General features: G+C 37.2%; 27 protein-coding genes. 2 read left to right on the plus strand and 25 right to left on the minus strand.

Annotation, left to right across the window (positions count from 1 at the left end; translation table 11 throughout):
- The first annotated feature begins 113 nt into the window (after positions 1-113).
- Complete coding sequence (locus tag NST00_RS13295; protein ID WP_016837435.1) at positions 114-599, plus strand: PCYCGC motif-containing (lipo)protein; 486 nt, start codon at positions 114-116, stop codon at positions 597-599.
- Between the two features lie 52 nt (positions 600-651).
- On the opposite strand, the gene ylqF is transcribed toward NST00_RS13295, so the two are convergent.
- The 22 genes from ylqF to NST00_RS13405 all read right to left on the minus strand — a co-directional run bounded on the left by ylqF (position 652) and on the right by NST00_RS13405 (position 22,095).
- Entirely contained in the window at positions 652-1,527 is an 876-nt protein-coding gene (gene ylqF / locus NST00_RS13300; RefSeq protein WP_016837436.1) for a ribosome biogenesis GTPase YlqF, read from the minus strand.
- Positions 1,528-1,581: 54 nt separating this feature from the next.
- Positions 1,582-2,145, minus strand: coding sequence for a signal peptidase I (gene lepB, locus NST00_RS13305; protein WP_340710110.1), 564 nt, complete (start codon positions 2,143-2,145; stop codon positions 1,582-1,584).
- 107 nt (positions 2,146-2,252) lie between these two features.
- Positions 2,253-2,597, minus strand: a complete 345-nt coding sequence (gene rplS, locus NST00_RS13310; protein ID WP_016837438.1) for a 50S ribosomal protein L19 — start codon at positions 2,595-2,597, stop codon at positions 2,253-2,255.
- A 194-nt stretch (positions 2,598-2,791) separates the two neighbouring features.
- The gene (gene trmD / locus NST00_RS13315) at positions 2,792-3,529 is read right to left on the minus strand and encodes a tRNA (guanosine(37)-N1)-methyltransferase TrmD (RefSeq protein WP_016837439.1); all 738 of its coding nucleotides are present in this window, start codon (positions 3,527-3,529) and stop codon (positions 2,792-2,794) included.
- The gene (gene rimM / locus NST00_RS13320; RefSeq protein WP_016837440.1) at positions 3,526-4,047 is read right to left on the minus strand and encodes a ribosome maturation factor RimM; all 522 of its coding nucleotides are present in this window, start codon (positions 4,045-4,047) and stop codon (positions 3,526-3,528) included. The genes trmD and rimM overlap by 4 nt, the downstream gene beginning before the upstream one ends.
- 140 nt (positions 4,048-4,187) lie before the next feature.
- Positions 4,188-4,418: a KH domain-containing protein gene (locus tag NST00_RS13325; RefSeq protein ID WP_016837441.1), complete on the minus strand. Its 231-nt coding sequence runs from the start codon at positions 4,416-4,418 to the stop codon at positions 4,188-4,190.
- A 26-nt stretch (positions 4,419-4,444) separates the two neighbouring features.
- Positions 4,445-4,723, minus strand: coding sequence for a 30S ribosomal protein S16 (rpsP, locus tag NST00_RS13330; protein ID WP_016837442.1), 279 nt, complete (start codon positions 4,721-4,723; stop codon positions 4,445-4,447).
- Between the two features lie 102 nt (positions 4,724-4,825).
- A complete protein-coding gene (gene ffh / locus NST00_RS13335; protein WP_016837443.1) occupies positions 4,826-6,187 on the minus strand; it encodes a signal recognition particle protein in 1,362 nt (453 codons plus the stop codon).
- Between the two features lie 12 nt (positions 6,188-6,199).
- On the minus strand, positions 6,200-6,532 hold the full coding sequence (locus NST00_RS13340) for a putative DNA-binding protein (protein WP_016837444.1): 333 nt from the start codon (positions 6,530-6,532) through the stop codon (positions 6,200-6,202).
- Positions 6,533-6,710: 178 nt separating this feature from the next.
- Entirely contained in the window at positions 6,711-7,952 is a 1,242-nt protein-coding gene (ftsY, locus tag NST00_RS13345; RefSeq protein WP_340710111.1) for a signal recognition particle-docking protein FtsY, read from the minus strand.
- Between the two features lies 1 nt (position 7,953).
- Positions 7,954-11,526, minus strand: coding sequence for a chromosome segregation protein SMC (smc, locus tag NST00_RS13350; protein WP_016837446.1), 3,573 nt, complete (start codon positions 11,524-11,526; stop codon positions 7,954-7,956).
- 1 nt (position 11,527) lies between these two features.
- The gene (gene rnc, locus NST00_RS13355; RefSeq protein ID WP_016837447.1) at positions 11,528-12,289 is read right to left on the minus strand and encodes a ribonuclease III; all 762 of its coding nucleotides are present in this window, start codon (positions 12,287-12,289) and stop codon (positions 11,528-11,530) included.
- A gap of 219 nt (positions 12,290-12,508) precedes the next feature.
- Positions 12,509-12,745 carry an acyl carrier protein gene (locus NST00_RS13360; protein WP_016837448.1) on the minus strand — a complete coding sequence of 79 codons (237 nt, stop codon included), beginning with the start codon at positions 12,743-12,745 and terminating at the stop codon, positions 12,509-12,511.
- A 111-nt stretch (positions 12,746-12,856) separates the two neighbouring features.
- Positions 12,857-13,603, minus strand: a complete 747-nt coding sequence (fabG, locus tag NST00_RS13365; protein ID WP_016837449.1) for a 3-oxoacyl-[acyl-carrier-protein] reductase — start codon at positions 13,601-13,603, stop codon at positions 12,857-12,859.
- A gap of 4 nt (positions 13,604-13,607) precedes the next feature.
- Positions 13,608-14,546, minus strand: coding sequence for an ACP S-malonyltransferase (fabD, locus tag NST00_RS13370; RefSeq protein ID WP_016837450.1), 939 nt, complete (start codon positions 14,544-14,546; stop codon positions 13,608-13,610).
- Between the two features lie 12 nt (positions 14,547-14,558).
- Entirely contained in the window at positions 14,559-15,557 is a 999-nt protein-coding gene (gene plsX, locus NST00_RS13375) for a phosphate acyltransferase PlsX (RefSeq protein WP_340710112.1), read from the minus strand.
- Positions 15,554-16,132, minus strand: coding sequence for a transcription factor FapR (gene fapR / locus NST00_RS13380; protein WP_026018997.1), 579 nt, complete (start codon positions 16,130-16,132; stop codon positions 15,554-15,556). The genes plsX and fapR overlap by 4 nt, the downstream gene beginning before the upstream one ends.
- Positions 16,133-16,320: 188 nt before the next feature.
- Complete coding sequence (gene recG, locus NST00_RS13385) at positions 16,321-18,369, minus strand: ATP-dependent DNA helicase RecG (RefSeq protein ID WP_408056480.1); 2,049 nt, start codon at positions 18,367-18,369, stop codon at positions 16,321-16,323.
- A 7-nt stretch (positions 18,370-18,376) separates the two neighbouring features.
- Positions 18,377-19,255: an L-serine ammonia-lyase, iron-sulfur-dependent, subunit alpha gene (gene sdaAA / locus NST00_RS13390; protein ID WP_096550639.1), complete on the minus strand. Its 879-nt coding sequence runs from the start codon at positions 19,253-19,255 to the stop codon at positions 18,377-18,379.
- A 13-nt stretch (positions 19,256-19,268) separates the two neighbouring features.
- Positions 19,269-19,931, minus strand: coding sequence for an L-serine ammonia-lyase, iron-sulfur-dependent subunit beta (sdaAB, locus tag NST00_RS13395; RefSeq protein WP_016837455.1), 663 nt, complete (start codon positions 19,929-19,931; stop codon positions 19,269-19,271).
- Positions 19,932-20,068: 137 nt separating this feature from the next.
- Entirely contained in the window at positions 20,069-21,712 is a 1,644-nt protein-coding gene (locus tag NST00_RS13400) for a DAK2 domain-containing protein (protein ID WP_016837456.1), read from the minus strand.
- Between the two features lie 17 nt (positions 21,713-21,729).
- Positions 21,730-22,095: an Asp23/Gls24 family envelope stress response protein gene (locus NST00_RS13405; RefSeq protein ID WP_016837457.1), complete on the minus strand. Its 366-nt coding sequence runs from the start codon at positions 22,093-22,095 to the stop codon at positions 21,730-21,732.
- Positions 22,096-22,411: 316 nt separating this feature from the next.
- Here NST00_RS13405 and rpmB point away from each other — a divergent pair, with 316 nt between their 5' ends.
- Positions 22,412-22,600: a 50S ribosomal protein L28 gene (rpmB, locus tag NST00_RS13410; protein ID WP_016837458.1), complete on the plus strand. Its 189-nt coding sequence runs from the start codon at positions 22,412-22,414 to the stop codon at positions 22,598-22,600.
- A gap of 428 nt (positions 22,601-23,028) precedes the next feature.
- Here rpmB and NST00_RS13415 read toward each other — a convergent pair whose 3' ends face one another.
- The 3 genes from NST00_RS13415 to rsgA are packed head-to-tail and all read right to left on the minus strand — an operon-like array spanning position 23,029 to position 25,237.
- Positions 23,029-23,685 carry a thiamine diphosphokinase gene (locus NST00_RS13415; RefSeq protein WP_016837459.1) on the minus strand — a complete coding sequence of 219 codons (657 nt, stop codon included), beginning with the start codon at positions 23,683-23,685 and terminating at the stop codon, positions 23,029-23,031.
- Positions 23,682-24,350 (minus strand): ribulose-phosphate 3-epimerase, encoded by a 669-nt coding sequence (gene rpe / locus NST00_RS13420; protein ID WP_016837460.1) that lies wholly within the window; start codon positions 24,348-24,350, stop codon positions 23,682-23,684. Before rpe ends, NST00_RS13415 begins: the two co-directional genes overlap by 4 nt.
- A gap of 2 nt (positions 24,351-24,352) precedes the next feature.
- Complete coding sequence (rsgA, locus tag NST00_RS13425) at positions 24,353-25,237, minus strand: ribosome small subunit-dependent GTPase A (protein ID WP_016837461.1); 885 nt, start codon at positions 25,235-25,237, stop codon at positions 24,353-24,355.
- Positions 25,238-25,240 lie beyond the last annotated feature (3 nt).

The following is a 25,240-nucleotide window of genomic DNA, read 5'->3' on the forward strand; positions in this document are numbered from 1 at the left end:
ATATCGGCTTAAATGAATTTCTTATAAGATTGACTAGAGTGATTCCACTCATGTTGTACTTTATCATAAATTCATTCTATAATGAGGGTGGAATATGCTGTGGAGGAAAAGAAATGAAAAAAATATACATATTGCTCTCTCTTCTTTTTATACTGAGCGCTTGCAAAGGTGAAACAACTCAACAAGAAGTTCACAGTGATACAAGCCATATTCATCACAATCCATTGTCGGGAGATTTACAAGAACTAACCTCTATTAATGAATTGCCTTCTTTTTTACAAGAAAAACATGAAAACATAACGACTGTATACAAAATCGCATTCGAACATGCCGATGTGTTGCAATGGATTCCTTGTTATTGCGGTTGTGGAGAATCAGCTGGCCACCGAAGCAGTTTAAATTGCTTCGTTGCTGAAATTCGCGACGAACAAGTTCTGTGGGATGACCATGGAACTCGCTGTCTCGTTTGTATGGAAATTGCAGTTGAATCTGCAAAGCTCTCAAATGATGGAAAATCCATTAAAGAAATTCGAAAATATATTGATGAAAAATATCAAGAGGGCTTTTCGAAACCAACTCCGACTGAAATGCCTGCATAAAATTAAACCATCCATAAAGTTTCTCGATGGGACTTTTGGATGGTTTTTTCATCTAATTGTGAACAAGTTCTTTTTTTAATTCTTCATCAACAAAATCAAAAGTTAATTTCCCTAATTCTAAATTGCGAATATCGCGTACAATCAATTCTGATACTTTATCATAGTCAATTGTACCACCAGGACCTAATACATTGCGCAATTTTCCGATATGGTCATAAGTCTTTACGATATCTTCATCTACTGAACTAATACCATAGCGTTCATTCATTCGCTCAGGATAATGGGTAGATAAAAAATTCAACGCATAAGTTGCTAAATCTTCCATATTGAGGATTGTATCTTTAATTGCTCCCGTTAAAGCCAGTTTTAAACCTACCTCTTTATCTTCGAATTTTGGCCATAAAATTCCTGGCGTATCTAATAATTCTAATTCTTTTCCAACTTTAACCCATTGCTGGGCTTTCGTGACCCCCGGAGTATTACCAGTCTTGGCTATGTTTTTTTTGGCTAGACGATTGATTAAAGTTGATTTTCCTACGTTCGGAATCCCTACAATCATCGCTCGAATGGCGCGGGGTTTCATCCCTTTTGCTTTCATGCGAGCCCATTTTTCTGCTAATATTTGTTGAGCAGCTTTTGTGACCTGGTTTAGTCCTTTCCCTTCAAAGGAGTTGATGGCGATTGCCGTTAATCCTTTATTTGAAAAATATTCAACCCATTTTTTCGTCTCTGTTTCATCAGCCATGTCTGCTTTATTTAATAATATCAATCGAGGTTTTTGGTTAATGACTTCATCAATCATTGGATTTCTTGAAGATAATGGCAATCGGGCATCAACTAATTCAAAGACAATATCAACAAGTTTTAAATGTTCTTGAACTTGTCGTTTTGCTTTTGCCATATGCCCTGGAAACCATTGAATTGTCATTATTATTCCTCCTTCAGTCAAAAAAGAAAAGGAGTGTTCATCTACTCCTCTTTTTTATTTCACAATTTTTATTTCACTTAAAGGCCAAAAGACTACGCTTGTACTGCCAATGATTTCATCTTCACTGACGACTCCGATGTGGCGGCTATCCTTGCTGAATCGTCGGTTATCCCCCATTACAAATACATAACCTTCCGGAATTACGTCAAGGCTTGGATCAATATCTTGGAGGGTAAAATCTTGCGTTAATTGACCTTCTGAGAGTTGTGATTTATATTCATCTAAATATGGTTCATCGATGGGTTCACCGTTAATATACAACTGGTCATCTTTATATTCAATATGTTCACCAGGCAATCCAATAACTCTTTTGATATAGTCTTTGCCTTCTGGTGCATGGAATACAACAATGTCAAACCGCTTTGGTTCACCTAATCGATATCCGATTTTATTGACGATCATCTTGTCGCCATCTTTTAGCGTTGGCATCATCGATTCTCCATCTACCACAATAGGAGTAAATAAAAAGTAACGAATAACTACAGCAATGAGGAGAGCAATGATTAACGCTTTTGTCCATTCCCAAGTCTCGTTTTTTTCTTTTTTTACTTTTTCCACGAGAGCATTCCCCCAAATCTACTATCTACATTTTATTTCATTCTTATTCTTTATGACAAGCAAAAGAAAGGAGGCTTTTTAAAACAAAGCCCCCTTTAGTAGAATGATTATCGAATTTCTTTAATACGTGCTGCTTTACCACGTAAATTACGTAAGTAGTAAAGTTTTGCACGGCGCACTTTACCGCGACGAACAACTTCTAATTTTGCAATTTTTGGTGTGTGAACAGGGAAAGTACGTTCAACCCCTACACCGTAAGAAATTTTACGCACTGTAAATGTTTCGCTAATTCCACCACCGCGACGTTTAATTACTACGCCTTCGAATACTTGGATACGTTCACGGTTACCTTCTTGAATACGAACGTGTACGCGAACTGTATCACCAGGGCGGAATTCAGGAAGATCTGTGCGAAGTTGTTCTTTTGTAATTTCTGCAATAATATTTGACATGTTTATTCTCTCCTTATACCGAATGTTCATATAGTCTTATTCACTACAGCGGAACACCGTAATTAAAGCTTCTCATAGAAGCACAGATTGAATATTATCATACTTTAAATCAACGTGCAAGGAAAATTCTAATCACGAATCAATAATCAACTAAAAGGGACTGTTTATTCATATTGATTATTTTTATAAAATATTCATGATTTTTCATTTTTTCTTTTTAAAGTTTCAAGATATTCCAGTTGTTTTGGTGTTAGTTCAATATTTTTCAATAAGTCAGGTCTTCGCTCAAAAGTGCGCTTGATTGATTGTTCCATACGCCATTCTTCAATTTTTTGATGATTTCCTGACAATAGCACATCTGGAACTTTCATTCCTCTAAATTCTTGGGGTCTTGTGTAATGCGGGTGTTCTAACAGCCCTGTAGAAAAGGAATCATGAATATGTGAAGCTTCTTGTCCCAATACTCCAGGAATTAAGCGAACAACCGAATCAATAATCGCCATTGCCGGTATTTCTCCACCAGTCAATACAAAATCCCCAATGGATATTTCATCGGTTACAAGATGCTCTCGAATACGTTCATCATATCCTTCGTAATGTCCACAAATAAAAACAAGTTCCTCTTCTTCCGCCAATTCTTCCGCTTTCGACTGAGTGAAACGTTCTCCCTGTGGACACATGAGAATAACGCGAGGATTACGGCCTTCAGTAATCGATTCAACCGCATGAAACACTGGCTCAGGCTTCAACACCATGCCAGCTCCCCCACCATAAGGATAATCGTCTACCTGTTTATGTTTGTTGTCGCTGTAATCACGAATATTGGTTACTTGAATATCGACGATTCCTTTTTCTTGGGCTTTTTTTAAGATGGATGAACCGAACACACCATCAAACATTTCAGGAAATAAGGTAAGCACATGTATTTTCATGATAATAATCCTTCCATCACATGAATGGTAATTCGTTTATTGTCAACATCAATATCTTTAACTACATCTTCAATGTAAGGGATATAATGTTTTTTCCCTTTTCCGTCTTTTAATTCCCAAACATCGTTAGCGCCAGTTTCTAAAATATTTGTGATTTCCCCTAAGAGTTCTCCTTCTTCTGAATAAACTTGGCAGCCAATGATTTCAAAATAATAATATTCGTTTTCGCCTAATTCGTCTTCTTTTAATTGGTCTTTTGAAATTTTTAATACACTGTTTTTAAATGGTTCTACTTGATTGATGTTATAATATCCTTCAAATGTTAACAAAATAAAGTTTTTATGTCTCCGGGCATTTTCTACTGTCACCCAGATTGGTTCTGCATTATCACTTTTAAAAATAGCAAGTTGCGATCCTTTTTTGAAACGAATATCTTCAAAATCTGTGGAAGAAATGACGCGCACCTCTCCACGAATGCCGTGTGTATTGACAATGCGACCCACATTTAACCATTCCATCAAACGACACCTCTTTAAATTGAAGTTTTCTAATTAACTGGCTTTTCTCCAACCAGTTCATCATGGTACACGATATAGTTTGATTAACCTAGGAAGATTTTATATGTATAAAAAAGGGGCTGAAGTAGCCCCTTTTTGCATTAGTCCAATATATCGACGTAAGTTTTTTTCTTTTGGTGACCGCTAGCTGAATAAACAATAGTACGAATCGCCTTCGCAACACGACCTTGTTTACCAATCACTTTTCCTCGATCCTCTGGATTGACAAAAAGTTTATAAACAATGCGACTAGCATTTTCATCTTTTTCAACGCGAACGTCTTCGGGATAATCAACTAGTGGTTTGACAATTGTTTCAATCAGCTTTTGCATGCGGACACCTCCTAGATACTTTTCAATTAAGCATTTTTATTGAATTTTAAATTGTGGAATTTTTCCATAATTCCTTGTTGTGAGAACAAGTTACGTACTGTATCAGATGGTTTCGCACCATTTGCTAACCATTTAAGAGCTTTCTCTTCATCGATATTGATTGTTGCTGGAACAGTTAGAGGATTGTAAGTACCAACTGTTTCAATTGAACGTCCGTCACGTGGAGAACGAGAATCAGCAACTACGATACGATAGAAAGGAGATTTTTTAGCTCCCATACGTTTTAAACGAATTTTTACTGCCATGTTTATTGCACCTCCGAATTAGTTTCACACAAGATAGAATAATATCAGTGTTTGATTTGTTTGTAAAGTGTTTTTTCTTAACAGTTCATTTTTTCTTTTATATTAAAATTTAAATAATGAATCGAATCCAGGAAGTTTCATTTTCTTCTTGCCTTTTCCTTGTGCCATGCTCGTCATTTGCTTCATCATTTTTTTCATATCTTCAAATTGTTTTAATAATCGGTTGACATCCTGAATGGACGTACCAGAACCGTTTGCGATTCTCTTTTTACGGCTAGCATTGATGATTTCTGGACGCTCTCTTTCTTCAGGCGTCATGGAATAAATAATAGCCTCCAGGCGATCGATTTGTTTTTCGTCGATTTGAATATTATTTAAACCTTTTATTTTATTGGCACCTGGAAGCATTTTTAATAAGTCTTCCAACGGTCCCATTTTTCGGACAGCTTTAATTTGTTCTACAAAATCATCGAAAGTAAAGCTTTGCGTTTTAAACTTTTCTTCCAATTCTTTCGCTTTTTCTAAATCCACATTTGCCTGTGCTTTTTCAATTAGCGATAGGACGTCGCCCATCCCTAGTATACGAGAAGCCATACGTTCTGGATGGAAAGGCTCTAAAGCGTCCATCTTCTCACCCATACCAACAAATTTTATTGGCTTTTCTGTCACAGCACGAATCGATAAAGCAGCACCACCGCGTGTATCTCCATCTAATTTTGTTAAGATGACGCCTGAGATGCCAATTGCATCATTGAAACTTTGAGCAACATTAACTGCATCTTGTCCGGTCATGGCATCAACAACTAAAAATACTTCGTCTGGTTCTTTAATGGCCCGAATATTTTTTAATTCGTCCATCAGTTCTTCATCGATATGTAATCGACCAGCTGTATCGATAATGACCACGTCATAATGTTCTTTTTTTGCATGTTCGATTGCTTCTTCCGCAATTTTCACAGGAGAAACATCCGCACCAAGAGAAAACACAGGAATCGAAAGTTGTTTTCCTAATGTTTCTAATTGTTTAATAGCTGCTGGACGATATATATCGGCAGCAACTAAAAGCGGTTTACGGTTGTATTTCTTCCTTAAAACATTTGCAAGTTTTCCGGAAGTCGTAGTTTTACCAGCACCTTGCAAACCTACCATCATAATGACTGTTGGAGGCTTTGTATTAAATTTAATTTGACTCTGTTCTCCACCCATCAACTCAGTCAATTCATCTTTTACAATCTTAATGACTTGTTGACCAGGTGTTAAACTTTTCATAACTTCAACGCCGACTGCTCTTTCACTTACTTTTTTTACAAAGTCTTTTACAACTTTTAAATTTACGTCGGCTTCAATCAATGCAAGGCGCACTTCCCGCATCATTTGTTTTACATCTGCTTCAGTAACTTTTCCCTTGCCTTTAATTTTTTGGATTGTGCTTTGGAGTCGTTCTGATAATCCTTCAAATGCCAAACTTTTCGCCTCCTAATCCGTTTCTTTTAATTGATCTATTAACTTTAATTGTTCTTCAATAGAGGCATTGCCTTTGATTGCAGCGGCTAGCTTTTCAATCGTTTGCTGACGCTTTTGAAACTTTTCAAATAACTTTAGTTTTTCTTCATATTCTTCAAGCATTGCTTCAGTGCGACGGATATTATCGTATACAGCTTGTCGAGAAACTTTGTAGCTTTCTGCAATTTCACCTAAGGAAAGATCATCTAAATAATATAGCTCCATATATGCCCGCTGTTTATCCGTTAACAAAGCTTGATAAAAATCGAAGAGAAAATTCATCCGCGTCGTTTTTTCAAGTAACATCGAATGTCTCTCCATTCATATTTTTTCTACTGTATCATATCGGTTTTACTTATAAGTGTCAAGTAAATTCCCTTTAACACTGATAATATACACGAATCGGAAATGTTATTGCTAGCGCCATTAAGTATTTGAGCCTGGCCAAAAATTTTTGGTCAGGCTCCTTTTCAAATATCTCTTCTTATTGTTCAGCTTTTTTCAATTCTTGGTCTAATGAATCAGCAAATAATCCGTATACATATCGTTCCGCATCAAATGGTTGTAGGTCATCAATTTTTTCACCTAAACCAACGAATTTAACCGGAATATTTAATTTGTTACGAATTGCTAAGACAATACCACCTTTTGCTGTACCATCCAATTTTGTTAATACAATCCCCGTCACATTTGTCGCTTCTTTAAATGTTTGAGCTTGAATTAACGCATTTTGACCCGTTGTCGCATCTAACGCAAGCAACACTTCATGTGGGGCGTTTGGAATTTCACGAGAAATAACGCGATGCACTTTTTCTAGTTCCTTCATTAAGTTCACTTTATTTTGCAAACGGCCAGCTGTGTCACAAATCAACACATCAACACCGCGCTTTTTCGCAGCATTTATAGCATCATAAATTACCGCAGCGGGATCTGAGCCTTCTGATTGTTTAATTACTTCGCAGCCAACTCGATCGCCCCAAACTTGAAGCTGTTCTATGGCACCAGCACGGAACGTATCACCAGCAGCAAGCATCACTTTTTTTCCTTGATTTTTCAAACGATGAGCAAGTTTACCAATTGTCGTTGTTTTCCCTACACCATTTACACCCACAAATAAAATAACTGTTAGCTCACCATTTGGTTGCAAATTAAGTTCAGAAATGACTTCCTCGCCCTTTTCATAAATTTCCACTAATTTTTCACAAATAATTTCATAAATGCCATCTGTATCTTTTATATTTTTTCGTTGTACTTCAAAGCGGAGTTCGTCCATTAATTCCATAACTGTTTCAAAACCTACATCCGCTTGCAATAATATTTCTTCTAATTCTTCAAAGAATTCTTCGTCTACCTTGCGATAACGTGCAATTAAATCGTTCACTTTAGAAGTAAACGTATCACGGGTTTTTGCAAGACCCATTTTAAATTTTTGAGTGATCGACCATGCGGAAGGCTTCTTCTCCTCTTCCTTTTCATCCTCTTGTTGAACCGTTTCAACGTCGTCACCAAGAGTTTCTTCCGCTTTTTCGCTGTCATCAGAAAAAGTTTCTTCAGTTTCTATCGTTTCATTTTTTTCTTCTATTACTTCTTTTGATGTTTCTCCCACATCATCAGCTTCATTTTGAACATCTTCGTTTTGTTCAGCCGTTTCCTCAACCGTGTCCTGCTGTAATTTTTCTTCTGATTTTCCACTTAATTTTTCCTTCAAACGTTTAAAAAAGCTCATATTATTCGCTCCTTTGTCCAACAAGTACTACTTCATCTTCCAATTTAACCGAAACGAGCTTCGATACACCAGATTCTTGCATCGTAATCCCGTATAATACATCGGCTCCTTCCATCGTTCCTTTTCGATGGGTAATCACAATGAATTGTGTATCTCGGCTTAATTTTTTTAGATAGGTACTATAACGCTCTACATTTGCTTCATCAAGAGCCGCTTCCACTTCGTCTAAAATAACAAACGGTACTGGGCGCGAATTCAGAATGGCAAATAATAGGGCGATTGCAGTTAATGCTCGTTCACCGCCAGAAAGTAAGCTTAAGCTTTGCAATTTTTTCCCTGGAGGTTGAGCTACTATTTCTATTCCTGTTTCTAGTAAATTGTTCGGATCTAATAAAATTAAATCTGCATGACCGCCACCGAAAAGTTCACGGAAAACTTCGCGGAATTGTAGTTGAATTTTCTCAAAAGACTCTTTAAAACGAGTCGCCATTTCTTCATCCATTTCTCTAATTGTTTCGTTAAGCGTTTGTTGCGCTTCAATTAAGTCATTTCGTTGTTCCGTTAAAAATGTATGGCGTTCTAACACCCGCTCATACTCTTCAATAGCAGTTAAATTAACTGGCCCTAATTCTTCAATTGACTGTTTTAACAATTTTACTTTCTTGCGAATCTGCTCTACATCGTCCAGTTCAACAGCTTCATTTTTCGCTTCATCAAAATCAATTTCATACTCTTCTTCTAATAGATTAGTTAATCGATTAATTTCAAATTCGATACGGCTTTTCTTTACATCGATTGAACGTAATTGTTCTAAAAAACCTTTATGAATTCTTTGCAATTCCTTGAACTGTTCGTCCAATTGTGAGAGCTGTTGTTGGTACTCAATTCGCAATTGACGATTTTCTTGAATTGTGAACGAATATTGATCACGCTTTTCAGCCCACTCAGAAATCGCTTGTTCAATTTCTTCATCGGTCAAATGATTGTCTCGCTCATTTTGAATCCATTCAATTTCTCGAGAAATCGATTCCATTTGTTGAAAAACTTTCGAACGCTTCAAAGCGATATCCGCCGTTTGAATTTGAAGTTGATTTAATTGTTCTTGCAATACCGCAAGTTCTGAGCGTTTTTCAGCTGACTGTTCACGAAGCAAGTCTTTTTCCGTTTCGCTTTGAATTTTTGCTTTCGATAATTGCTCAACTTTGTCGTTTACTTTTTGCAATTCTTTATTCAGTTCAGCTAGTCGTTCTTCTGTTTGGCTTTTTTGTTTAAGTAACGCCTCTCTTCTTGAAGATGCGGACGATTTTTCAGAAGATGCGAGATTTACAGTATTTTTTAAGTTTTTCTCTTCCAATTCTAATTCAACATATTTCGAATGCAACTCCATTTCCTCTTGGCGGTATTGTTCGCTTTGCACCTTTAACAATTCCACTTGTTCACGTAAGGTTGTTAACGTTTCCTTTTCTGTTGCCAGCGTTTTTTCCGCTTGATAAATGGATTGCTCAATTTGGGATAAATTTTTCTTTAACTGTTCTAACTCCGCTTTTCTAGTAAATAAAGAGTTTTGTTGTTTGACGGAACCGCCAGTTAATGAACCGCCAGCATTTACGATATCTCCATCTAATGTAACAACACGATATTTATAGCCACATAACCTCGCGATTTGACTTGCTCCTTCTAAGTTTTCAGCAACAAGAACATTTCCTAATAAGTATTCCACAATATTCCGGTTATGTTCATCAAATTCTACTAATTCATGAGCAAGTTGAATATAAGCTGGATGATTCATTGCTTCCTGAATTTGTGTAGTAGATAGTTTTCGAGATTTCATGACGTTTTTTGGCAAGAAAGTAGCTCGTCCAGCTTTTTTTGCTTTTAACCAGCCGATCGCTTTTTGCGCATCTTGCTCTGTATTTGTGACGATGTGTTGGGTTGCTGCTCCTAAAGCGGTTTCAATGGCTTTAGAATACTTACCTTCCACTTTTAACAGCTCTAGAACGGCTCCTTCAATTCCTTTTAATTCTCCCCGTTCTCTTGCAAGTAAAATTTCCTTCACTCCAAAATTGAAACCAGAAAAGTCTGATTCTAGTTCCTCAATCGCTTCTTTTCTAGACTTCAATTGTTGCTGATGTTGATATGCTTGATACAGCATTCGTTGTTTTTCTTCAAATGAGGAAGTGGCAGCGTTTAGTTGTCGTTGTAATTGTTCATATTGCTCCAACACGTCACTAACTTTATTTCGTATATATTCGAGCTTTTGTGCGAGTTCATTTTTCAAGTTGGAAACTTGTTTTAATTTTTTTAACATCTCTTCAGAGCGGTCGTTCATTCGCTCCTCTGTTTCTTCATATTGGGCTAATTGCTGCTCAATATGTTTTAACTCATTCTTTGCAGTTGCTTCTTCGTTCAATAAATCAATATATAAATTTTTATATTCTTCGATTTGTTGTTCAATTTGAGAAACAGAACTATTTAACGAAACATCCAGTTGTTTAATTTCAGCTTTTAGTTGTTGAATTTCATTTTTTTTCAAATCAAACAATTTTTTATTTTCTTCCTCAGTTTTCGCTAGTTCCATTTCTTCTTCTTTTGCTTCTTTTAAGGCAAGTTGTAATTGTTGAAACTGCTTTTCTGCATTGGAGCGTTTTTCCTGCATTAACGCTTTTCGTCCTTCCCAACGCTCCACTTCAGCACTCGCTTCAACTAGTCGTTCTTGCGCAGCATCAATCGTCTCATCAATGTTATGGATTTTTGTGCGGAGTTCGTCCATTTTTGTTTGTAAATTTGCTATTTCTGATGCTTGATTTTGCTCTTGTTGTTCCAGTTGTTCGTGCTCTTCCTTGACAATGAGTAGTTCTTGATGGTGCTCTTCTAAATCATGAACGATCAGTGACATATCCAATTCTTTCAATTCTTCTGTCATGTGAAGGTAGTCTTTTGCTGCAGAACTCTGGATTTTTAATGGCTCTAAACGGCTATCCAATTCATGTAAAATGTCTAACACTCGATGTAAGTTGTCATCGGTTTCCAATAATTTTTGCTCTGCCTTTTTTTTGCGCAGTTTATATTTTAATATTCCAGCTGCTTCTTCAAATATTGTTCGGCGATCATCCGGTTTACTATTTAAAATTTCATCAACTCGGCCTTGAGAGATAATAGAAAAGGCTTCTTTCCCTAATCCTGAATCCATAAACAAATCCGTAATATCTTTCAGGCGGCATTGCTGATTATTCAATAGATATTCGCTTTCACCCGAACGATATACTCGTCGAGTTACGCTAATTTCAGAATAGGGAATACCCACTTCTTCATCTTCATTGTTTAAAATCAACGTAACTTCAGCAAAGTTCAAAGGTTTTCGAGATGCGCTTCCAGCAAATATAACATCTTCCATTTTCGAACCGCGCAAGCTTTTTGCCGACTGTTCCCCTAAGACCCAACGAATCGCATCGGTTACATTGCTCTTTCCACTACCATTAGGGCCTACAACTGCAGTTACCCCTGGAACAAAATCGATACCGATGCGATCCGCGAATGATTTAAAACCTACTACTTCAAGTCGCTTAAGGAACATATTATTCCTCCTTATGCAAGGACTGATTTAGCGCAACCATTGCATTTTGTGCAGCTTGCTGTTCAGCCTCTTTTTTCGATTTTCCGCGTCCAATTCCAAGTTCTTTGTCGTTTAGCAATACGCGGGAAACGAATGTCCGATTGTGGGCAGGCCCTCTTTCGTCAATAATTTCATAATGTAATACTCCAGTATTTGATTGCTGCACCAATTCTTGCAATTGGCTTTTAAAATCCATCACATGCGAAAAAGCACCGACTTCAACTTTAGGGAACACGACTCTTTGTAAAAACTGAACAACAGAATCTAAACCTTGATCTAAATAAAGGGCACCAATAAAGGATTCAAATACGTCGGCAAGCAACGCTGGTCTCTCTCTTCCACCAGTCAATTCTTCACCTTTACCTAAAAGTACATATTTTCCGAAATTCAATTCGTTTGCGAATATCACAAGGGATGGCTCACAAACGATGGAAGCTCGAAGCTTCGTCAATTCTCCTTCACTCATATGCGGGTAACGATCAAATAAAAATTTAGATACTGATAGTTCAAGAACTGCATCACCTAAAAATTCTAATCGTTCATTATCAGCAAATAATTTTTTGCGATGCTCATTCACATAGGATGAATGGGTAAAAGCTTGGTAAAGTAAATTCTTGTTATTGAACGTGATATTTAATTCTTCTTGTAATTCTTCAAATTGCTGTTTAATTTTTTCGGGAAACACTCCATTTTTTTGTTGAGTACCTTTTCTTTTTATCGTCATGAACAATCTGCCTTCCTATTCATTTCTCTCGTAAATATATCGTTGTTATTCGAAACAGTAAAGATATAAGGATAAAAGATTTATCCACATATCTTCACATCGAATAAATACATTGTTTTTATTATAACCCAAATTCACTTTTCATTTTTCTTTTAATGAATTTAAGCAATGAAAAGAGGCACCCATCAGCCACGTTGTGCGGGATGTGCCTCTTATAAATTAGTTTAATTTACTTTCGATATACTTGATTGCATCGCCAACAGTAACGATTTTTTCTGCATCTTCATCAGAGATTTCCATATCGAATTCATCTTCAAGTTCCATTACTAATTCTACAACGTCTAATGAATCAGCACCTAAATCTTCACGGAAAGATGCTTCTTCTTTTACTTCGCTTTCGTCAACACCAAGACGGTCAACGATTACTTTTGTTACACGTTCTAATACTGTGCTCATTTAGGTCACCTCCCTTCAATAGTATACATAAAAGTGTTTCCTGTTCAAAGAGTCTTTCATGAAAGGATGGTTAATCAACATTATTTATAGTTAGTAGCCCACAATTTTTGATTACATTGCGATGCCGCCATCCACATGAAGAACTTGTCCAGTAATATATTCAGCATCGTCTGAAGCCAAAAATACAACTGCTTTTGCTACATGTTCTGGCTTACCAAGTTTGGCTAATGGAATTTGTGAAAGCATAGAGTTTTTAATATCTTCCGGAAGAGCGTCTGTCATTTCTGTCGTAATAAATCCTGGAGCTACAGCATTCACTAAAATATTTCGTGATGCCAACTCTCTTGAAGTCGTTTTCGTCAATCCAATAACACCTGCTTTTGCTGCTGTGTAATTGGCTTGTCCAGCGTTCCCCGTCACGCCAACGACTGAAGCAATGTTGATAATGCGACCAGAACGTTGTTTCATCATTTGGCGAGTTACAGCTTTTGTGCATAGGAATACGCCTTTTAAGTTCGTTTGAATAACTTCATCCCATTCTTCTTCCTTCATACGCATCAATAAATTATCTCGAGTAATGCCTGCATTGTTTACGAGAATATCAATTGAGCCAAATTCATCTAATGCTGTTTTCATTAAGTTTTGTACTGATTCATTATCTGCAACATTAGCTTGAACTGCAATAGCTTTTTTACCAATTTTTAAAATTTCTTCTACCACTTCATCTGCTTTTTCTTTACTGCCGCTGTAGTTCACGACTATATTGGCACCCTCTTTTGCCAGTTCCAATGCAATGGCACGTCCGATTCCTCTTGAAGCTCCCGTTACAACTGCCGTTTTACCATCTAACTTTCCCATGTTTTCACCCCTTCAATTCCTTTACAACTTCTTCAAACGTTGCTATATCATATACACAATATGTTTTTACTGAGCGATCGATTTTTTTGACTAATCCTGATAATACTTTACCTGGTCCACATTCGATAAATGTTGTAACACCACATTCCAACATCTTGCGAACATCACGTTCCCATTGTACAGGGCTATAAACTTGTTCCACCATTTCTTTCTTGATGGATTCCACATCTTCCAATATTCCTGCATGTACATTACTAATAATCGGAATATTTGGTTGTGAAATTTCTACTTGCTCGATTTCCTTTTCTAATTTTATTGCCGCATCTTTCATCAATTCAGAGTGGAATGGTCCACTTACATCAAGTGGGATGGCTCTTTTCGCACCTTTTTCTTTCGCCAATTGAGATGCTTTTTCTACACCTGCTTTTGTACCTGAAATGACAATTTGGCCAGGGCAGTTTAAGTTAGCAAGTTGTACTAAATCACCGTTATTAGTGATTTCAGCACATACTTCTTTTAAAGGCTCTTCATCCATTCCTAAAATCGCAGCCATAGCACCTTGACCAGCTGGCACCGCTTCATTCATGTAAAGACCTCGTTTATGAACGATTTTGACAGCCTCTTCAAAAGATAACGATCCTGCAATAACGAAAGATCCATACTCTCCTAATGAATGTCCTGCTGTATAGTCAGGAGTAATACCAGCTTCCATTAATTTGGATGCAATCATCACTCCTGTTGTAAGCAGCGCAGGTTGAGCATGGTAAGTTAACGTTAGTTCTTCTTGTGGTCCCTCTAACATTAATGTTGATAGTTTAATATTTAAAGCTTGATCCGCTTGATCATAAAAAGCTTTGCTCGCTTCATCATTGGCTACAAACTCTGCACCCATTCCTACTTTTTGAGAGCCTTGTCCTGGAAAAATAAATGCTATTTTTGACATTTGTCGTCTCCTTTACTCATTTTCTTTCTGACTTTCTAGTATTGCTTGCTTCATGACGTTGACGATATCATTTTCAACCATCATAGCAGCTTGGCGTATTGTATTATAAATCGCTCTCGCATCGGATGATCCATGAGCTTTCACGACAGGAGCCTGCAACCCGAAAAGCAATGCTCCGCCATGTTCGGAGTAGTCTAGTTTATTTTTTAATCCTTTTAATTCATTTTTTACGAGTAATGCACCAAGCTTTGTTTTAGTAGAAGCCATGAATACGTCTTTTAACATTTTCATTAATGTTCCTGCTGTACCTTCAATGGACTTTAACACCATATTGCCTGTAAAGCCATCTGTTACAACGACATCTGCAACCCCTTCAAGCAAGTCGCGTGCTTCCACATTACCGACAAAGTTGAAATCTCCTTGCTGCAACATGCCATAAACTGCTTTTGTCAGTTCATTCCCTTTATTTTCTTCAGTTCCAATATTCAACAACCCAATTCGAGGGCGTGCTATTCCTTGAACTTTTTGAGCATAAATATTACCCATCACCGCATATTGAAAAAGATTTTCAGGTTTTGCGTCTGCATTTGCACCTAAATCTAGCATTAAAAACCCTTTACCATCAACTGTTGGCAGGATTGTTGCGAGAGCAGGCCTTGATACCCCTTCTATTCGCCCCACTTTGAATAATCCGCCGGACATATATGCACCTGTATTACCAGCAGAAATACATGCGTCTACTTTCCCTTCACTTACAGCTTCCAACATGCGTGTCATCGATGAATCCTTTTTTCGTCGAACGGAACGGACAGGATCATCTTCTCCAGTAATGACTTCTTCACAGTGAATGATTTCTAGACGGTCATTTTGTATAATGTATTTTTCTAATTCTTCTTTTCTTCCAAATAGTAGTATTTCTATGTTTGTAAAATCTTTTAAAGCTTCGTTGACACCTTCCACAATTTTCTGAGGTGCATGATCTCCGCCCATACCGTCAATTGCAATTTTCATTTTTGTTCACCTTCACCTTTCGTGCGATACATTTCAAATTCGCCTTTGAACACGGTTTCGTTGTTTACCGTCGAAATAACATCGATATACGTTCGATTTTTTTCAGTGTTAGTTTCTCGGACAATCGCTTTCGTTACTACTCGGTCTCCTGCACGAACAGGTTTAATAAATACAACATTTGACCGAACTGTTAATGCAAGTTCATCATTAATCACTGCAACACATAGGGAGTTGGCTTGGGCAAATAAATGATGTCCACGGGCGATTCCATTTCTTTGGAAAACATGTTCTTCTTTTACATCAAAAATGGATATGGCTCTCTTATCTAACTCGATATCAATAATTTCACCGATTACTTCGTTAATAGGTAATGACTTTACTTCATTTTCTAAATTTCTTTCCGCAACATCTTTTATTCGTTCTCTTAGTTCCGGAATTGATAATTCCATCCGATCGAGGCGAATCGTTTGAACGCTCACACCAAATTTTGTAGCAAGTTGTTCATCCGTGACGAATGGATTTTCCTCAATCGTTTCTAAAAGTAATTGCTGCCGTTCTTTTTTCGATTTTTTTATCAACATTCGCCACCTACTTTCTTCTGTTTTAGCACTTGGTACTAATACCAGTATACATTTCCATAAAAAAGAACGCAACAACGAATTGTTACGTTCAATTATTGAGTTCTTTCAATGCTCAATAAAAATACTTCCTAAATCCTCTCTTTAATTTATGTTTTGTTCTTGCTTTCTATTAATTGAGTACATCAATCCATTCTCTCTCCATTTAATGCACCGGATTGTTCTAACATTTCCCGCAGAAGCCTATACTCATCCTCTTTCCAAAAACGCTCATCATTAATAAGCTTTACAGCATCATTTCGAGCAACTTCCAATACTCGATAATCATGCACTAAGTCAGCTATTTTAAATTCCGGTAAGCCGCTTTGTTTTTTACCGAAGAAGTCTCCAGGGCCACGTAATTCTAAATCTTTTTCAGCTAAACGGAAACCATCATTCGTTTCTGTCATACTCCTCATTCGTTCAATTCCTTCATCGGTTTTTGGATTTGCTAGCAACACACAGTAAGATTGATAGTTCCCACGTCCAACTCGACCACGCAGCTGATGGAGCTGTGCAAGCCCAAAACGATCCGCATCATAAATTAGCATGAAACTTGCATTCGGCACGTTCACTCCTACTTCCACAACTGTCGTAGAAACGAGCACATGTATGTTCCCTTCTTTAAAATCTCGCATCACTTGATCTTTTTCATCGGGATGAAGCCGACCGTGCATGAGCCCTACTTTGTAGCGTCCGTGGAATATTCTTCTTAACTGTTCATATACCTCTACCGCATTTTGGACATCTATCTTCTCTGATTCTTCAATTAATGGACATATAACGTATGCTTGGCGACCTTTTTTCAATTCCATCTCCATTTTCACAAGGCTTGCATTCAACTGTTCTTTTTTCATCCAGTGCGTCTCAATTTGCTTGCGTCCAGAAGGCATTTCATCAATGACGGAAATATCCATTTCTCCAAATGCCGTAATAGCTAATGTACGCGGAATAGGTGTTGCTGTCATAAATAGCACGTCTGGGTGCATCCCTTTTTCCCTCAAGATTCTCCTTTGTTCCACTCCAAAGCGATGTTGTTCATCGGTTATGACAAACCCTAGACGATTGAACGTGACATCAGGTTGAATTAGGGCATGTGTTCCAATAATGACTTGGATTTCCCCATTCTCCAACTGTTCTAAAATGATTTTTCGGTCTTTTGCTTTTGTAGAGCCCGTTAGCAGTGCAATTTTTACACTCATCGGTTGGAATAAACTTTCCAGAGAAGCATAATGTTGTTCTGCTAATATTTCCGTAGGTGCCATTAAAGCACCTTGGAAACCTGCTGTAACGCAAGCATACAAGGTTATTGCAGCAACAATCGTTTTCCCTGAACCAACATCCCCCTGCAGAAGCCTATTCATGCGAAATGGTGATTTTAAATCTTTGCAAATTTCATTGACGACTCGTTTTTGGGCATTTGTCAATTCAAAAGGAATTTGTTGAATAAATTTCTTAAGTTTTTCTAAATCATACTGAATAACAATTCCTTTTTCATGATCTTTTCTCGACTTACGCAATGCTTGAATGCGCAGTTGAAACATAAGAAGTTCCTCGTAAACAAAACGCCTGCGAGCCTGCTTCAAATGATTAGCATCTTTCGGAAAATGAATGCCCTCTAATGCTTCTTCGATAGATAACAATTGATATTGTTCTCTTATTTTATTTGGCAGCTTTTCAGCCATCTGCCCTTTTGCAAGATCGAGTGCTTGCCGCATAAACTTCCGAAATTTATTTTGATGCAGATTGCCTTTTAAACGATAAACCGGTTCAAAATCTTGGTTAATCTCCTTCGCTCCAAATTTGACTGACGATGCAGTTATCGTTTGCCGTCCTCTATCCCATTTCCCTGAAACAGTAATAATGGTACCTGGAGTTAACCGTTCTTTTAAATAATGTTGATTAAAGAAAACCACTTTAACAATATGCCTACCAGAGAAAACGCTTACTTGAAGTCTTGACTTTTTCCGTCCGGTAAAAAAGACGACAGGCATGCCTTCTACTCTTGCTTCTATTGTTACTTGTTCGTTATGAGGCGTTTCTGCTAAATCCTTTAATCGAAAGTCCTCATACCGATATGGAAAATACATGATTAGATCATGTATATGATAAATCCCTAATTCATTTAATAATTCAGCGGTTTCTGTTCCTACGCCTTTAATATTGGTAACGGGTTCTAATTCGATTTGTCCCAATATATCTTCACGCTCCAAATATTTTTGCAGCAATTGCTTTTCCAGTCGGTGTAGCAGCAAGTCCTCCTCTACCAGTTTCTTTCAAGTTTGGATGCATTGTTTGCCCAATTCTAAACATAGCACCAATTACTTCATCACAAGGAATTCTACTTTCGATTCCAGCAAGCGCCATGTCCGCAGCAACAAGAGCGTTGTTAGCACCGATTGCATTACGTTTTACACAAGGAACTTCCACCAATCCAGCGACCGGGTCACAAACTAGACCTAGCATATTTTTTAACGTAATGGCGAAAGCTTCTGCACTTTGTTTTGGAGTTCCTCCAGCCATTTCTACAATGGCAGCAGCGGCCATTCCTGCGGCTGAACCTACCTCCGCTTGGCAACCTCCAGCTGCACCAGAAATGCTTGCGTTATTTGCTACCACGAACCCGAAAGCACCTGCAGTAAATAAATAACGAATCATTTGTTCACGAGTAGGATTAAGCTTATTCTTTACAGCAAAAAGAGTGCCAGGCACTACTCCGGCGGAACCAGCAGTAGGTGTTGCACAAATGATTCCCATAGCTGCATTCACTTCATTTGTTGCCATCGCCTTACTTACCGCATCTAACATCAATTCCCCTGATAGAGTGTTTCCTTTTTCAATGTACTTTTGCAATAAAACACTATCACCACCAGTCAAACCAGTGACTGATTTTACACCTTTTAATCCTCGTTCAACTGCTTGTTCCATCACAGTTAAATTTTTATCCATCTGCTCAATAATTTCTTCTCTAGAGCGATTCGTCATTAATATTTCTTGTTCAATCATCACTTCAGAAATGCTTTTATTTTCATTTTCACAAAGCTCAATTAATTCTCTGACATTTCGAAATAGTAAATCCATAGCATCTCCTCTTTTAAGTATTGATTTTCGAAACTTTCGTAATATTAGGGATTAAAGAAATTTGAGTTAGTATTTTTTCATCTACATTTTGGTCAACTTCAATAACCATTAATGCTGTAGAACCGCGGTCGATTCGAGACACTTCCATATGCCCGATATTCACATCATGCATGGCTAAAATGTTGGCTACATTCGCAATGCAACCTGCCCGGTCATTGTGAACGACTAAAATAGTAGGCATCCCGCCAGTTAAACGCAATTTAAATCCATTTACTTCACTAATTTCAATTTTTCCACCGCCAATCGAAATCGCTTCAATCGACAATTCCGATTCTTCATCACCCAATACTATTCTTGCTGTATTAGGATGTTCTTTGTTTGCTGTTTCTGGAATAAATTCAAATTGTAAATTTTCTTCTTTTGCATGCTTAAAGGAATCAATAATTCTAGTATCGAAAGTGTCAAAATTTAATAATCCACCTACAATGGCAACATCTGTCCCATGACCGCGGTAAGTTTCCGCAAAAGAACCATATAAATGGATTTTTGCCCACGTTGGTTTTTTTCCAAATAAATCCCTTGCCACTTTCCCTATCCGAACAGCTCCTGCTGTATGAGAGGAAGAAGGTCCTACCATGATGGGACCGATAATATCAAAAACAGAGGTAAATTTCATAACATCACCTATTTGTTAAGTTTGAATTAAGTGTAACATGAACTATCAGTTTCTATCAAAACAATAATATTTTTTTCACCTGCCACTTATTAGAAACTCTATATAAAATAAAAAACGTCCCTAGAAGAGACGCTTTTTTATTCTACTGAGAAGATAAACGGATATAATGTTTGTTTTCCATCGATAATATCCAATTCTACATGTGAGAATCGATCCTCAATGAACTGAACGACTGCATTGACTTGTTCTTCAGTTGCATCTTCACCATAAATCATCGTTACAATTTCTGTGTCATCATCAATTAGATGAGACAATAAATTATAAGTAGCATCTAACATATCGGAAGTTGAAGCAACAATTTTTCCGTCAGCAAGTGCCATGTAATCATCTTTATGGATTTCTACTCCGTCAATCGTCGTATCTCTAACAGCAAAGGTAATTTGACCCGTCTTTACTCCTGCAATCGCTTCTGTCATCGCTTCTTTATTTTCTTCAACAGAGGCTTCTGGATTGAATGCAAGGATTGCTGCCATACCTTGAGGAATTGTTTTTGTCGGCACAACTGCCGCTTCAATATCTAATAATTCAACCGCCTGTTCAGCAGCCATCACAATATTTTTGTTGTTTGGTAAAATTAATACTTTTTCCGCACCTATTTCTTTTACCGCTTTCACGATATCTTCTGTAGACGGATTCATCGTTTGACCGCCTTCAATGACATAAGAGGCTCCAATACTACGAAGCAAGTTGCTAATCCCCTCACCCATTGCAACAGTCACAACAGCATATGGATGTTTTTCTACCGTTTGTTTTTCATCTTTCTCGGAATTCACGATCGCTGAATGTTGTTCGCGCATATTATCAACTTTTATTTTTATGAGGCTTCCATATTTTTGCCCTTCGTTCAGAACAACTCCAGGAGTTTCAGTGTGAATATGTACTTTCGCTATTTCGTTGTCTGAAACAACAAGTAAAGAATCTCCGAGATTACTCAAGTCTTCACGGAATTTCCCTTCATCAAACGGTTCTTTTCCTGGCTCAAAACGAACCATAATCTCCGTACAATAGCCATATACGATATCTTCAGTGCTCATAAACTCTTGAGCTCGATGATGTTCAGCATTTACTAATTCTTCAAGATTATCGACTTTCGTTTTTTCTGGTAGCGCTTCCCCTTTTAATGATGCTAAAAAGCCTTCATAAATAATAACAAGACCTTGTCCGCCACTATCAACTACACCAACTTCTTTCAGTACAGGGAGCAATTCTGGTGTGCGTTTTAATGAATTTTTAGCTTCTTCTACAAGCGCTTCCATCACTTTAATGATATCTTGTTCATGTTCTGCCACTTCAACCGCTTTTGCCGCTGCTTCACGAGCAACTGTTAAAATTGTCCCTTCCACAGGCTTCATAACCGCTTTATAGGCAGTGTCTACTCCCGCTTGAAAAGCTTGAGCAAATTGTTTCGCGTTAATTTCACTTTCTTTTTCTAAATATTTTCCAAAGCCACGGAATAGTTGGGATAAGATTACCCCTGAGTTTCCTCGTGCCCCCATTAATAAACCTTTTGATAAGCTTTGGGCAGTTTTACCGATATGTTTTTGGGCGTTTGCTTCCGTTTCTTTTGCCCCGGATATCATTGATAAATTCATATTAGTTCCCGTATCTCCATCTGGTACTGGGAATACGTTTAATGAATCTACAAAATCTGCATTTTGAGTTAGATGGTGCGATCCCATCTGAACCATCTCTGCAAATTTTGTTCCATCTAATAACTTCATTCGATTAATATCCTCCTCTATTCACCGTTCATTACACGAACGCCTTGAACGAAAATATTGACTGATTTCACGTTCAAACCTAATGTCTTATTTATTGTGTACTTTACTTTTGATTGGACTTGATAAGCTACTTCAGAAATTTTAGTCCCATAGCTGACAATGATATACATATCAATGTGGAGATCTTCTCCTTCTTGCCGTACAATGACACCTTTCGCAAAATTCTCTTTTCTCAAAATATCCGTTAACCCATCTCGAATTTGATGTTTACTTGCCATTCCAACAATACCATAACATTCAATAGCTGCTCCACCAGCAATTTGAGCGATAACATCATTAGAAATATCAATTTGGCCGTAATCTGTTCTAATTTCGATTGACATGATACTGCCCCCTTGGCTCATTTTAACTAAAAATATTGTACTATACAAAATTTGATTATAAAAGAGAACGATGTTGCTCGTCTAGTTTATCAGTATTTTCCTATAACTTCGTTAAAATCTTGTGTTATATTTTATTTTGTAACAACATTTTTTCACCTAATCCTTCATCTTTTTTATTAGACTGTAAAGGTTTTTTTCTTGAAACTATTCTCTAAAATAGTTGCATAGATTTTTTGTCTATGTTAAATTATTATGGTATGTGAAATACTCGAACTGAAAAAAATCTTTCAGATTCATCTGTAAGGAGGGAATATAGATGCCAAAAAAATGTGTAGTAACTGGTCGTAAAACTCGTACAGGTAATAAACGTTCACACGCAATGAACGCTAACAAACGTACTTGGAAACCTAACCTTCAAAAAGTACGTATTTTAGTTGATGGAAAACCTAAACGCGTTTGGGTTTCTACTCGTGCTTTAAGATCAGGTAAAGTAGAACGTGTATAATGACGCGTATATAAAAGCGTAAGTAAAGTCGTTTTTAACGTACTTTATTTACGCTTTTTTATTTTGAGAGAAAATAAAAGGAGGTGTGTAGAAAATTGAAAACTTTCTACACACCCTTACTTCTTATGATGTCTCTGATAAATCTTTTACTCCTGCGGTAGTAAAACAAAGTTTTCACAATCCTTGTCGCAACTTATCTGTAACTATGCGCGACAGTCACAAAGAGACCGTCTCAAATTGCTTTTCAGACAGCCCCTTACTGGGAGCTAGACCAAAATAATCAAAAGATAATAACAGATGAATACGATAAACTACTCTTTTCTTTTTTTCTTTTTATTACTGCCTGAGAACAAATTGATGCAAGAACGGGTAAGATTACTTAAAAACTTTGGCAATTGAAAAGTATAAACTCGCACACTGAGACCTCCTTATAAGTCACTGCTTCTTATCATTAAACATATGCCTGATGAAAAGGAGATATAACCTTGCTCCCCTACGAGCTCATTGCTAGTAAATCGGCTAGAACCCACTTCAATCCTCTCCCGCGTTGTCTCATATTTCACACCGCGTAACGTCACATTTTCTACCGCTTGTATAAAAGAGAAAAATGAAAGGTAACGATATCTTTCATCTCGAGAAATCGTATGCGTTCCTGGTAACAGTATGCTAATTTCATTGTGGCTATTAATAATTCTATGTTCAATATGCGGACATTGTGCCTTCATTTTATATAAAGAACGAAGAGCCGCTTCAAAATGGTCCAAGCGTCCACCAGTTACTCCTGTAATCAAAATTTCATTCGGATTGTAGGAAACAGCTTTTAGCAGTGCTAAGTCGGTGTCAGTTTCATCTTTTTCTGAGCGATACTTTTCAATTTTTTTTACTTTAGAGCGAATTATTTCCCATTCTTCTTTCGATAATGAATCAAAATCCCCGATGATTTCATCTGGAACAATTCCTTTTTCAAGCAAATAAAGTGCGCCGCGATCTGCACCAATAAAATACATGTCCTTTTCTTTAGCATACATTTCAAATGAACATAATTCGTTTTTTGGACCGCCAGCACAAATTAATACTCTTTTCATTGCTGAATTGCAGCCTCACCACTCGTTTTAATAGCCTGCAACGCAGATTTTCGATCTTCTTTATTGTAAATAGCTGAACCAGCTACAAAAATCGTCGCTCCCGCTTTCGCACACGGAATAATTGTTTCCTCCGTAATGCCGCCATCAATTTCAATTTCTACATTATATCCGTTTTCTTTAATCATTTTGGAGAGAGCTTCAATTTTGGGCACAACGCTATCAATAAACTTTTGTCCCCCAAAACCAGGGTTCACCGTCATCAACAATACAAAATCTACTTCTCCTAAAACGTGTTGAATCATTTCAATCGGTGTGTGCGGATTTAATACTACTCCAGGTTTTACACCAAAAGAACGAATTAGTTGAATCGTGCGATGTAAATGTGGACAAGCTTCGACATGAACAGAAATCCAATCTGCTCCAGCTTTTGCAAATGCCTCAATATACTGATCTGGATTTTCAATCATTAAATGCACATCTAACGGTAATTTTGTAACGGGACGTAAAGCCTCCACAACGATAGGACCCATTGTAATATTAGGAACGAAATGACCATCCATTACATCAATATGAATAAGGTCTGCTCCAGCTTCCTCCACTTCCTTTACTTCGTCCCCTAATTTCGCAAAATTCGCTGATAATATGGATGGTGCTATTTTTATCATAACTAATACCTCGGCTTTCGATCTATTATTTCTTTCAAAAATTGTAAATAATGTTCGTAACGAAATTCTAGAATGTCTCCAGATTCAACCCCAGCCTTTATGGCACATTTTGGTTCTTTCAAATGAAGACACCCACGAAATTTGCATTCATCTTTTTTTCGTTCAAACTCAGGAAAACAAGTTGTTAAATCCTCTTTTTCAAGATGGTCAAATTCAAAAGAACTAAATCCTGGTGTATCTGCAACAAGTCCACCAGCAACTTCGATTAACTCAACATGTCTTGTCGTATGCTTTCCTCTTCCAAGGCTTTGGGATATTTCCCCTGTTTTTAAATTGAGATTTGGAATTAAAGTGTTTAATAATGTAGACTTTCCAACTCCAGATTGTCCTGCCAATACTGTTGTTTTTCCTTTAAGGATCGGCTCTAATCTATCTAGTAATGTTGGATCGTTTTTGTAAGTATCTACCACTTCATAGCCAATATCTTTATAGATTTTGATATATGAATTTATTTCATCTTTTTCTTTTTCCGTCAACAAATCCATCTTAGTTAAGCAAATGATTGGGATCACTTGATGAGATTCCAATATTACTAAAAAACGATCCAGTAAAATTGTATTAAAATCAGGCTCTTTTACAGAAAATACGAGCAATGATTGATCAACATTTGCAATAGGTGGTCGTATTAATTCATTTTTTCGCGGAAAAATTTTCTTTATAACACCATCAGATCCTTCTTCCACTTTCTCATATTCAACAAAGTCGCCGACGAGAGGCTGTTCCCCTCGCTTACGGAATACCCCTCGTCCTCGACATTGCAATAATTTTCCTTCATCGTACACATAATAATATCCACTTAAAGCCTTTCGAATTTGCCCATTAGGCATCCA

The sequence above is a fragment of the Ureibacillus sp. FSL K6-0165 genome (assembly GCF_038004285.1).
GTDB lineage: Bacteria > Bacillota > Bacilli > Bacillales_A > Planococcaceae > Ureibacillus > Ureibacillus thermosphaericus.